The 12,001-nt window shown below is 38.9% G+C and carries 9 protein-coding genes; all 9 read right to left on the bottom strand.

What is annotated here, in order from left to right; translation table 11 throughout:
* Nucleotides 1–2 precede the first annotated feature (2 nt).
* On the bottom strand, nucleotides 3–770 hold the full coding sequence (locus tag ICG50_RS06825; protein WP_187660160.1) for a ParA family protein: 768 nt from the start codon (nucleotides 768–770) through the stop codon (nucleotides 3–5).
* 193 nt (nucleotides 771–963) lie between these two features.
* On the bottom strand, nucleotides 964–1,845 hold the full coding sequence (locus ICG50_RS06820; RefSeq protein WP_187660269.1) for an SDR family oxidoreductase: 882 nt from the start codon (nucleotides 1,843–1,845) through the stop codon (nucleotides 964–966).
* 105 nt (nucleotides 1,846–1,950) lie between these two features.
* Nucleotides 1,951–2,883 carry a T9SS type A sorting domain-containing protein gene (locus tag ICG50_RS06815; protein WP_187660159.1) on the bottom strand — a complete coding sequence of 311 codons (933 nt, stop codon included), beginning with the start codon at nucleotides 2,881–2,883 and terminating at the stop codon, nucleotides 1,951–1,953.
* A 127-nt stretch (nucleotides 2,884–3,010) separates the two neighbouring features.
* Nucleotides 3,011–4,621: a hypothetical protein gene (locus ICG50_RS06810; protein ID WP_187660158.1), complete on the bottom strand. Its 1,611-nt coding sequence runs from the start codon at nucleotides 4,619–4,621 to the stop codon at nucleotides 3,011–3,013.
* A gap of 63 nt (nucleotides 4,622–4,684) precedes the next feature.
* On the bottom strand, nucleotides 4,685–5,812 hold the full coding sequence (locus tag ICG50_RS06805) for a methionine aminotransferase (protein WP_187660157.1): 1,128 nt from the start codon (nucleotides 5,810–5,812) through the stop codon (nucleotides 4,685–4,687).
* Between the two features lie 71 nt (nucleotides 5,813–5,883).
* Nucleotides 5,884–6,387 carry a YybH family protein gene (locus ICG50_RS06800; protein ID WP_187660156.1) on the bottom strand — a complete coding sequence of 168 codons (504 nt, stop codon included), beginning with the start codon at nucleotides 6,385–6,387 and terminating at the stop codon, nucleotides 5,884–5,886.
* 229 nt (nucleotides 6,388–6,616) lie between these two features.
* A complete protein-coding gene (locus ICG50_RS06795; protein ID WP_187660155.1) occupies nucleotides 6,617–9,934 on the bottom strand; it encodes a T9SS type B sorting domain-containing protein in 3,318 nt (1,105 codons plus the stop codon).
* Between the two features lie 173 nt (nucleotides 9,935–10,107).
* Entirely contained in the window at nucleotides 10,108–10,317 is a 210-nt protein-coding gene (locus ICG50_RS06790) for a hypothetical protein (protein ID WP_187660154.1), read from the bottom strand.
* Nucleotides 10,318–10,542: 225 nt separating this feature from the next.
* Entirely contained in the window at nucleotides 10,543–12,000 is a 1,458-nt protein-coding gene (locus tag ICG50_RS06785; protein WP_187660153.1) for an FAD-dependent monooxygenase, read from the bottom strand.
* Between the last annotated feature and the right edge of the window lies 1 nt (nucleotide 12,001).

Raw genomic sequence — 12,001 nt, 5'->3', positions numbered from 1 at the left:
GCTTAATTGCTGTTTTTCTTGATAATTTCTTGTGCCAAACTCAAGTAGTTTGTGGCACCTCTGCTAGTAGCATCAAAGTTAATGATACTTTCACCAAAACTTGGCGCTTCACTCAATTTTACATTGCGTTGGATAATGGTTTTAAAAACCATGTCATTGAAATGTTTTTGAACTTCTTCTACTACTTGGTTAGACAAACGCAAGCGGGAGTCATACATAGTCAGTAAAAGTCCTTCAATATCTAAGTTGGGATTGTGTATTTTTTGGACACTTTTTATCGTATTCAATAATTTCCCTAGGCCTTCTAATGCAAAATATTCACATTGAATCGGAATTACCACACTATCAGCAGCTGTTAAAGCATTTAAAGTCAATAAACCTAGTGAAGGAGCACAATCAATGAGTATATAATCGTATTGGTCTTTGATACTTTCCAAAGCCTGTTTCAGCATGTACTCGCGGTTTTCTTTGTCAACCAATTCGATTTCGATAGCCACCAAATCAATATGCGCCGGAATAACCCAAACATTAGGTGCTGAGCAAGAGATTATTGCTTCTGCCGGTGTATTGCTGTGTTCTAAAATTTGGTAGGTTCCAATTTCAACATTTTCAACATCGATACCCAAACCTGAACTCGCATTCGCTTGAGGATCGGCGTCAATTAATAACACTTTTTTTTCTAAAACACCTAGTGATGCGGCAAGATTAACTGAAGTTGTTGTTTTCCCGACACCACCTTTTTGGTTGGCAATTGCAATGATTTTACCCATTTATATATGATCAATTTTGAGCCGTAAAAATACGATTAATTATGGGTTTGTCAAGGCTTATTTGTTAACATTTAGGTAAAGTTTTGAGACTAGTGTTCAGTGTTCAGTAATTAGTCTTCAGTAGGCTGATTAAACGAAATTTAGACTTGTTTTTTTAACTTACTGAGCACTGCTACCTGAACACTGAACACTTTTACTTATTCCCTTTATTCTTAATCATCGCTTCCAACATGTCCCACATTTCTTGGGGAATTTTTTCTAAAATATTGAATTGTCCTGCGCCTTGCAGCCATTCGCCACCATCGATAGTTACGACTTCACCATTGATGTAAGCAGAGAAATCGGAGACCATATATGCAGCTAAATTGGCTAACTCTTGGTGGTCACCAACTCTACGCAAAGGGACTTTTTTAGCCATGTCAAATTTTTCAGCTAAATCGCCCGGTAATAATCGGTCCCAAGCGCCTTTGGTTGGAAATGGTCCCGGAGCAATGGCGTTCATACGGATGCCATATTTGGCCCATTCAACGGCTAAACTACGAGTCATGGCTAAAACACCGGCTTTGGCAGTTGCGCTTGGTACCACATAACCCGAACCTGTCCAAGCATAAGTGGTAACAATATTCAATACATTACAATTGGTTTGTTTAGTATTGATCCAATGTTTACCAAATGCCAACGTGCAATTTTTTGAGCCTTTTAAAACAATATCAATAATGGTGTCAAAAGCATTAGCCGATAATCTTTCGGTAGGCGATATGAAGTTTCCGGCAGCATTGTTCAATAAAATATCAACTTTGCCAAAGGTTTTTAAAACGTTAGCCAACATCGCTTCAACTTGGTCATAATGACGCACATCGCACTGTAAGGGTAAACATTTTCCATCGGTTTCGGCTTCTAATTCGGTTGCCGTGGTTTTTAGTTTTTCAATATCTCGAGAAGTAATGGCGACTTTGGCACCTAATTCTAAAAAGTATTTGGTCATGGCTTTGCCTAGTCCACTACCACCACCGGTTACTACAATAACTTTGTCTGCCAAGGCATTATCGCGAAGCATTTTTGCTGAAAAATCCATAAAGTTTATTTTTTTAGTAAAGATATAAACTTCGTCTTCAGAAAAAAAATAAACCGGATTGAAGTGACGATTTTCAATCCGGTTCATTAAATTAACGGGTTACTTTTATTTTTTGATGAACTTTTGGATAATACTTTCTTTTTTTGTGTTGACTTGCAAAAAGTACATTCCCGAACTTAACGAACTTACATCCATGGTATAGAGGTAGTTGGCTATATCGGTGGTTGTGTTTTGAGCTACTATTTTTCCTTGAAGATTGATAATCTTGTAGTTAATCCAATCACTTTGTAGATGCCCCGGAATGATATTAATTTCATTGTCGGCTAGAGTCGGATACAACTTAAATTCATTTAGATTTGTGTTTTCATCAATGCTTAAGGCAGCAAAATTGGTCACCACATTATCCACTATTAATCGGCTGCCAAAAGTTGGCGTTGAACCAGATTTAGCCATTGAAAATGTGATGGTCATAAAACTTTTAATAGCATTAGAGGTGAAAGTAATCGGCATATAAATGTATTCATATTGACTATTGGTTCCGATGATATCTACTTCGGCATCACCCATCAATTCCCCATTTGTGTCAAAAACTTCAATTTTGGCTTCCCCTATGTCATTGCCCACAGGTAAAAATTTATAGTAAAAACCAATCATATACACTTGAGCACCTTCGGCTATTGGGATTCCGGCATTCCAACCCGGGGAATCTTGCGTTTCATCACTAAAAATAGTTGCGCTTCCCGGAATTACAACATTTTGTGTTGAGTTGAAAGCATTGGATATTTCCATGGCATATTGACCGTTTTGTGCCTCAGTTGTTGCATAAACCATTGAAGGAATACTGGTAGTGTATTGAATTGTGGCAGAAGTTGTTTCGCCGCTTGGGATATCTATTATTACCGGTTGCGCAAAATTCATTCCCCAATTGCTAGGTAAAAGATTGGGTTTTATATTTTCAAAATTTCCGTTGATTACTTGGGCATTTACAGCTGAAGTGAGCAATAAAACCAAACTTAAAAAAAGATAAAGTTGTTTCATAATTGATTTTTTGATTGATAGAAACGTTTTACAAGCATTTCTAAATTCAAAAATACTGATAAGATTTCAATGGCACACAAAATTTAGGTAAACAATAGGTAAACAAGCCGCTATTCTGTCTTAATTTTTATACAGTTAATATGAAATCGGTCAAATTTTCCTCAGTACTTAATTGCAGTTTTTTTCTCAATCGGTGACGTGCTGTTTTGACACTATCCGGAGAAATATTGAGTATGGACGCCATTTCTTTAATCGAAAGGTTTAGTTTGATTAATGCACAAATTTTCAAATCATTCGAACTGATATCCGGATATTTTTGTTTCAAACGGGTATAGAAGTTTTTGTTTACACTTTCAAAATAGTGGTCAAAGTCACGCCAGTTGTTGTCTTGAATGGTATATTTACTGACAAGCTTTTTGAGTTCGCTTTCCGAATAGGGTGCTTTTTTATTGATGATGTTTTTGATTTCATCCAAAATCTCATTCTTCTCAATCATTTGAATCGTTACGGCACTTAGTTGGCTTTCTTTGTGCTCAATATCGTTATGAAATTGTTGTTCTTTTAAGCTTTTTTGCTCCTCCATTAAGGCCACTAATTCTTCTTTGGTTTTTAGCAATTGCTTGTCGCGTTTGTTGATTCTTTTCAGAAATAAATACAAAATCGTAAAGATTAAAATCAACAATACCAATAACGTAATCAAAAGATAGTTGGTCAATTTTGACACTTCTTGCTCTTTGGAAATCAATTCGAGTTTTCTGTTTTTTTCCGATACTTCAAATTGTACTTCCAAACTTTTAACGATTTGTTCTCTTTCGAAAGAATAAAAACGGTCTTTAATTTGGATGACCTCTTCTTGTAATTGACTCACTTTTAGGAAATCGTTTTGCTTCTTTTTTAGTTCAATTAAACCTTCTATAGTTTTGATTTCAAATGATTTATCAGTTAAAGGTATAGCTATGATTCTGGCTTTATCAAGATAATTTTCGGGTACAATTAAATTGTTTCCAAAATCCATATACCATTTTCCCAATGCAATCAAAGCATGAACCTGAGCTTGTTTATTCTCGGTTTTTTCGCCTAGTTCAAGTGCTTTTTTGAAGTAGTTTAGACTGCTCTGTCTTTGGTTTTTTTGCTTTGCCAATTCTCCGAATTTAAGATAAGCTGTCGGTAAATAAGCGGTAATGTTTAGTTTTTCGAATTGTTCTAATGCCAATTTGAAATATTTTTCAGAAGTTTTAGTTTCATTTTCCAGTTCAAATAAACTTCCTAAACTACTGTAAGCCAATCCCAAAGTTCCGGTGCTGTCTTTTTTGTCTTGGAGTTCGGTAACGACTTCCATACTCAGTCGCTTGGCATCTTCATACTTTTTTTGTCTACTGTAAATCGTACTGATGAGCTGCAAACATTTGTATCGGCCTAATTTAGCTTCTTCAGCGTTGGTTTTCTCCAGTTTTTTGTATTGGTCTAAAGACTGTGTGGCAAATTGAAGTCCTTTTTCTAAACTGGAACCATATGAGCAAATACCCAGATAAAACAACGCATCGGCTTTGTCTTTGGTGTTTTTCTCTTTAGTGGCTTTTTCATTGGCTTCCCAAAAATGTTTGAAAGCTTCAGTTTCGTTATCTTTGACAAGTTCGGCCCAACCTTTTTGCAACAATTGGTTTGATGATGTTTGGGTATAACCAACACTAACTAAGCCAATCGCGATTAAAGTCAAAAAGGATTTCCGTAAATTCATATTCCAAAAATAGATTTTTTTGAGTTTACTTACTTTAAAATGAGGTTGACTTGTAGTAAACAACTATAATTTTAGTAAACGTTCTGCTGCTTTTTGAAGCGTTTCCTCATCTTTAGCAAAGCAAAAACGAATGCATTTAAGGTCATTGCCTTGGGCATAAAAAGTAGAGATAGGAATAGTGGCTACGCCAAATTCTGTGACCAATCTTTTGGTAAAGTCTAAATCATTTTCATCCGAAATGTTGGCATAGGAAGCCACTTGAAAATAAGTGCCTTCACAAGGCAATAATGTTAATCTTGTACTTTTAATAAGGTTTCGGAAAAAGTCTCTTTTTTGTTGGTAGAATTGCCCCAACGCTTTCACATCCACCAAATCGATATATTCGTTTAGTACATGTTGGGCAATGCTACTAACGCTAAAAACCAAGAACTGGTGTACTTTTTTAATTTCTTTCATTATGTAATCCGGTGCAATAACGTAGCCTATTTTCCAACCGGTAATGTGAAATGACTTTCCGAAAGACGAAACAGAAATACTTCGATCCCATAATTTTGGACGGTGATGTACTGATATATGTGGTTGTTCAAAAGTAATGTATTCATAGACTTCATCGGAAAGCACCAGAAGGTTAGGGTAGGCATCAACTAATTTTTCCAAATGAACAAAATCATCTTCTGACCACATTTTTCCGGTTGGATTGTGAGGATTGTTGGTAATGATAAGTTTGGTTTTTTCATTGACTGCCGCCGAAATCACTTCCCAATTGGGTGTAAAATCATTGTTGAGCGAAACTCTGATTGGTTTGGCTTGGCTCAATAAAATCGGTGCTTCGTAACAGTCATAACTTGGGTCAAGGATTAGTACTTCTTCATTGGCTTTTACCAATGCTTGAATGGTGGCAAATATACCTTCGGTGGCACCGGCAGTGATTAAAATCTCTTCTTTTGGAGAAACGGTTCTGCCATAAGATTGTTTAGTTAAAATGGCAATTTTATCCAAAAGGGAAGGCAAACCGCTCATGGGGGTGTATTGGTGGATATTGGTTTTAGCCAGTCGGGAAAGTATTTCGGTCAATTGTTCATTTACCGGAAAATTTGGGAAACCTTGTGATAAGTTGATGGCCTGATGTTCCGTTGCCATTTGCGACATGACGGTAAATATACTTGTGCCGATATGAGGAAGTTTAGACATGAATTTGTTTTTGGTAAAGATAAAAAAAGCACCTCAAAAGAAGTGCTTTATAAACTATAAGAGAGTTGTTGTTATTCTTTTTCAGTTTCTTCGTTTTTATTTTTATCTGAAGCCGACATATCTCGGATGCAGACATATTTACCGTCTCTTTTTTCAAAAACTGCAATATAATTTCCGGTGTATAGCGGTGTACTGGTAGAATCGGAAACCCTGTAATTACCTATTTCAACCACTTGAATTCCATCATTGGAAGGGAAAATTTCATTGACTACAAAAGCAATTTGATACCCTTTTGGAAAATTCTCTAAGTCCTCTTTAATTGATTTTTCAATAGCAGTCTTACCTTCTAAAGGCAGTTTGTTCTGAGAAAAACTAATGGCATCTTCAGCATAATATTCTTCGGCTTTTACTGTTCTGTCGTTGAACATTTCTGCCATTTTGTTTTCAATGGCTTGAATTTCATTTTTGATTTGTTCTTTGTCTATAGCTACTGCTTCTACTTTTTTGGATTCGCAAGCAAAAAATAAAATAGATACGATACTAAGAACGATACCTTTTAACATCTTGTTTTTCATAAATTGGTGGTTTTGGTTACTAATTTTGTATGCATGACAAGATTGGGGTGTTATAAAAGTAGTGATAATTTTTGTAAAGTTGATTAGTAAAGACGCAATTTTTTAAAATACTATATCGATTTAGTTGGGATGCGCTTTACTATAAAGGAAGTATAGGAATTGAGTTGATTTGTACAGCATTAGACCATCTCCTAGTTTTTAAACTCAAAAGATAAGATTGCCCTTTGGATTATCGTTTCAAAGTAAAATGACCTTTCAATAGTCGACCATCTTCTCTTTGCACCACAAACCAATAGTCGTCTGAAAATAATTGTCTTCCATTGAGCGTTCCATCCCAACCAACACTTCCCGATGGGAATCCGGTGATGAGTTTTCCGTAACGGTCATAAATATACACTTGAAAATGGGGTTCGTTTTCCGAATTCTTGATGGACCAATAATCATGAATCCCATCGCCGTTAGGGGTAAAATAATGCGGGTAATTCAGCAGCCATACTACTTGTGTAACAACTCGGCAACCTGCGATGTCTCGAACATAAACCGTATAAAGTCCGGGTGATAATTGCGTAAAACTGTTGTCTACTTGATAGTTTTCGCCATCAATAGAATATTCAAAATCACCCGATTGGGTGGTCACAATAGTAATGCTGTTTTCATCAGCAGTCCAGTCATTTAACGTGATGTAGTCAATCTCAGGAACAATGGCAATATTTACAACTATATCCTTGGAAACAGTACAGGTTTGTGGCACATTGTTGCAAGAGCCATAAGTGTTAGTGGCAGTAACTGTCACATTAGTGGTGCCTGTTTCACTGATGGTTATGGCATTGGTATTTAATCCGTTTGACCAAGAATAGGCTGTGGATGGAAGATTGCCAACACCGGCATCAAGCAGCACGGGCTGGCCGTCACAAAGGGAATATTCGGGACTTAATGGGATAATAGGGTTTTGACCACTAATCACCTCAAAAGAACCTGTTTGATAACAATTGGGAAACTGATTAAAAATCAATCTCACATAAATCGTTTGGGGATTCGAAGTAGGATTGAATGCAGTAATGTTGGTAATAGGATTGATATTGTTATCCGCATTGGCTTGGCTTGTGAAATAGGAAAGGGTATAATTCGTAGGAGATTGGATTCCCAAAATGGTAGCGGCTTGTGAAGCTAAATTAAAAGTTTCATTACCCGTAATGATATTCGAACAACTAAATAAATTGCATGTTGGATAAACCACTACCAGCGATTCTAAATCAGAGACATCAAAGGTTCTTATGATAGTGTTGCCACAATTGTCTTCGATTTGAAATTTATAAATCCCGGGTTCCAAATTCACAAAAATGTTTGACGATCCATTGTCAATAAAAAACGGCAAACCATCTTTTTCAACTATAGTAAATTGCAACGGTGGTTCGCCACTGGTAAAAAGAATTACATCGAGATTTCCATTGGTAGAACAAGGAACCCTAAAGACATCATTTATCGCCAAAACCCTGTCAAAGGTTAATTCAGGAGATAAGATTTCTATGCAGTCTTTGATTTCACTAGACACAACATTGTTGTTCATATCACTACCGTTGTTGAAGGAAGTAAAATGATGTACAATTCGAAACGTACCATTGAAAATCAAGTTGGGATTAATACTGTTATTCAACAATTCAATTCCGGTGACCGCATCGGGTATGTTTCCCGGACTATAAGGGGCTTCTGTCTCCGGATGGCCCCATATTCCGGTTGCGGGATAGAGTAATTTTTGGAGCCAAAAGGTTTCCCCAACAGTAATATTGCTGAGAAAAGTGAGCGGAAGATCAAAGGCGCCACAGCCTATTATTAGGGAATAGTCACTCACGGTTACGGTATAGCCTTCAATAACTATAGGGGTATTGTTCACAAAACCACAATTGTCTGTTGTTCTGAAGGTATAATTTCCGGCCGGCAAATCATTAAAATAGAGTTTTCCTGAAGCCACTATATGATTGGAAATATCATAAGGCAGTACAAAAGGAAAGGTGCTCGGCGCATTGACAATACTCACCGAAGTCAGATTTCCATTGCCACTGATCATTTCAATAGCTCCTCGACCCCGACCACAACCTTGCAGGATATTGGTAGTAACCCCAACATCTGAATAGACCGGTACAGTAACTTGCAGCGGGTCATGAACATAGCCGCATTCATCAGTAACTACTAGGGTATAATCGCCTACAGGAACCGGACTGACAACCAAAACCCCACCTGCGTTAATTAAGGCGCTTACATCATGAGGAAGCGGAAAGGAATAGGCTGCCGGTGCAACCGTTATGACTGCGTTAATAATATCCCGACCTTCAACAAAACCTATGATTTGACCATTAGCCGATTGACAGCCATTGTTGTTGCCCACCATATTGGCCAAAGGCGGTTCGTAGACCACTTCGAAATCTATGGTTTCCGTTTTGCCGCAGGGGTCGGTTACGGTTACGGTATAATTGCCTTCGGGAACCGATTGCGTGTCGCTGCCGAAAGTTACACTCGGTAGCGAAAACGGTCCGGGATAAGCGGTATTAAAATCAGTAGGGTTAAAGCCCGCAGGAAAGGCATCGAAAGTAAGGGTGTAAGAACCGGCAAAATTACCCACATTGAGTACAAAAAAATATAGGCATTCCAAATCCTCTACTGTAGATTCCAAGGTAATGAGGTTACTTATCGCATAAGTACCGGAAGAGGTTATGCCACAAGCATCGGTAATCGTCATTTCATAAGTATACTCCTCATTGATAAAGAATGGAAAGGTTTGGGAGAGCACCGCGGAAGTAGGGTTTCCCGAATTTAAGACTACTTGTACAGTATCAGTAGTGCCGCTTGGTAGGTAAATGGTATACAGCACCGTGAGCGGATAAGCAATAGTATTTCCCGGTGAGGGTGTTAAGGTATTGGCAACTATTATTTGGGTACAAGAAGGCGGAGTAGTTTCTGAATAAACCGGTGCGCCAATATTCAGATTGTTTGGGTTTACAGAAACAATAAAAGTTTGAACCACTGCATTGCCACAATGGTCAATCACCCTGATTCTGTAAGTGCCGGCAGGTACACCGGAAAACACATTTGAAGTTTGTATGGGAAAGGTCGCCGGACCAAAAAAGATTTCATAACTGGCCGCTGAACCGGAGCTGACTGTAACCGTGACTAGACTAGTATTTGAACAAGCTTGGTTAACGGATTGCACTGTATATACAAGTGGTACCAAAACACTGTTGATGGTAACATCGACTTCTTGAATTGTGGTGTTGCCACCAACGGTTTCTCGGGCTACCACACGATAAGTACCGGCTGTGAGTCCGCTTAAGAAATTGGTTGTTAAAGAGGCATAAGGCGTAGTAAGATTGGGGAGTTTATAAACAATATAAACGATAGAACCCGAAGGATCAGGATTAGAAACATTAAAGGTTAAAGTCCCATTACCTGCACAAGTTTCATTGGTTGGGGTTACCGAAAAGGTAAAGCTATAGCAGGCAATTGGGCCTAGCAAAAGCAATACAATAGCGAGTCTGTAAAACCAATTTTTCATAGCAACTGTTTAGCAATTGAAGTGGATAATGTTAATTTCCAGACAATTGAAGATTTAAAAGTATGAAATTTAGGTGAATCTGTAAAGTTGTTGTGGTTTTTTTACACTTATCCTAAGCTTTACAGGAAAGAATGCAACGTCTAAATATATAGTAATTTTATGCTCCTTGAAGGTTAAATGTGAGCCTGATTGGATAAGGTTCTTTTTATTTCTCTATCCATAATTGATTTTCTACGAAGTGCTTTCATCGATGGCTTAATGATATGATGTCTCCATTGGTGTCCCAAATAACTGAGCTTTTTACTGCGAATAATAGAATACACAACAATACTCGTCACAATAATGAGTACAATAGGTTCGTTATTTTTTCCAGTAATCATCATGGTGTATCAGTGAAAATTTTTAGGATAACCAAGTTACGATAAATCAAGAGAAGATGTTTGTTTTTTTTGAATAAATAATTGGAGGTACTGTGGTTTCCCGAGTTGGGAAAGTGGTTTTTTAATTAGAATAGTGGTTTTCTGAGTTGGGATTGTGGTGCGCTGGGTTAGGAAACCGGTGTTCCGGATTGGGAAAGTGGTGGTTTTGGGTAGGGCGGTGGGAAAGGTTTAGTTACTATTATCCCGCAAACAACGCCCTCTGGGTTCATCACCTTCATAGAGTACAATTTCAGAATGTAAGAACTGTGCTGCGGCTTCAGATTCTTTTACTTTGATAGCAGAGCGCGCTAACATTTCTGTTTCAAATCCGGTCAAGATGCTTTTTCGCACACCGGCTTTTCTCCATTGAGATGAAGGCCTGCATGCTTTTGTTATTGATCGGGCCAGTGCGAGTGCATCCAGTATTGCTTGGTTTGCCCCTTGTCCTTTGAAAGGGCTCATAGGGTGCGCCGCATCACCAATCAGGGTGGAAGCACCACATTTATCCAACAAGCTAGAATCGAGTAATTCTCGATCATACACCGGATAGGCAGTTAGGTGTGTTTCCGGCGTGGCCGCAACAATTTGCGGAATAGGATTGTGCCATTGGGTCCTATGACCGGCTTCTTGCTTGACTGCGGGAATGCCCTTTGCACACAGCGCTTTCGCCTCATTTTCGGGCATTGGGTAGCTCAACTGCCACATTACGGAGTCTGGCGAATAAGGCATTATATAAATGCGTTCATGGCCATTGGCTGTTTGGAATACCGTAGCCGAATCGAGTAAAGAACTGTCATGACCTTCAAGAGCTGCCAAAGGGCAAATCCCTAATATCACAATACAGCCGAGGTAGCGCAAAGGGGTAACGTTCTCACCAATCAACAAACTGCGCACCGAACTGCGAATGCCATCGGCACCCACCACTAGGTCAGCCTTGGCTATTTTTATTTGGCCGTTCACTTGAAAGCTCAGGTGAATACCTTCGTTGTCAACTTCCTTAAAATCGGTTAACTGATGGCCCCATTGTATCACTTCATGCCCGTTGAGTTGTTTCAGCAGCGCAGCGCGCAACGACTGCCGTGCGATATGTACATTTCTGCTTTTTAGGGTCTTTTGGGAATCAGCGCCCATCCACTTTCTCATGCCCCATTCCCCAATTACTTTTCCTTCGGTGGTGTGAACCAAATGTCTTGTCGAAACCACACCTTCTTCCAATTTCGCTATACCCAATCCGGCAATGGCTTTACTGGCTTGTTGCAAAGTGAGGCCATAGCCCTGGGCTCGGGCATCAAAGCTTTTATCACGTTCATAAAGGGTAAAAGGGATACCGCGATGCAAACAGGCCACGGCCATCGCAACGCCACCTATACCACCGCCAATAATGGCCACGTGTGGGTAGTTTTCGGTATCGGCAATAGGAGGTAAGTCTGCAGCCACCAGTCCCGATCCGGAACAGTTGGGGCAGGTATACAGAGGTGCTTTAGGGAGAACCGGAGCTATTCCTTCGCCTTTTGTTTTTTCAAATAAATCTAAGGCTGCCTTGAATTCGAGTCGTACTTTCTTTCGAAGTCGGCGACTTTTTTTACCAAGTCCATGACATTCCTCACAACTGGTCCAGCCGGCTTTTTGATTTTCTTCCTTTTTCACT

The sequence above is a fragment of the Flavobacterium buctense genome (assembly GCF_014486695.1).
In the GTDB taxonomy this organism is placed as follows: Bacteria; Bacteroidota; Bacteroidia; order Flavobacteriales; family Flavobacteriaceae; genus Flavobacterium; species Flavobacterium buctense.
This window is presented reverse-complemented; position numbering and strand designations above follow the sequence as displayed.

Coding starts and splice junctions, on each gene's coding strand:
- ICG50_RS06825 (WP_187660160.1), bottom strand. CDS start 770: ATGGGTAAAATCATTGCAATTGCCAACCAAAAAGGTGGTGTCGGGAAA.
- ICG50_RS06820 (WP_187660269.1), bottom strand. CDS start 1,845: ATGGATTTTTCAGCAAAAATGCTTCGCGATAATGCCTTGGCAGACAAA.
- ICG50_RS06815 (WP_187660159.1), bottom strand. CDS start 2,883: ATGAAACAACTTTATCTTTTTTTAAGTTTGGTTTTATTGCTCACTTCA.
- ICG50_RS06810 (WP_187660158.1), bottom strand. CDS start 4,621: ATGAATTTACGGAAATCCTTTTTGACTTTAATCGCGATTGGCTTAGTT.
- ICG50_RS06805 (WP_187660157.1), bottom strand. CDS start 5,812: ATGTCTAAACTTCCTCATATCGGCACAAGTATATTTACCGTCATGTCG.
- ICG50_RS06800 (WP_187660156.1), bottom strand. CDS start 6,387: ATGAAAAACAAGATGTTAAAAGGTATCGTTCTTAGTATCGTATCTATT.
- ICG50_RS06795 (WP_187660155.1), bottom strand. CDS start 9,934: ATGAAAAATTGGTTTTACAGACTCGCTATTGTATTGCTTTTGCTAGGC.
- ICG50_RS06790 (WP_187660154.1), bottom strand. CDS start 10,317: ATGATGATTACTGGAAAAAATAACGAACCTATTGTACTCATTATTGTG.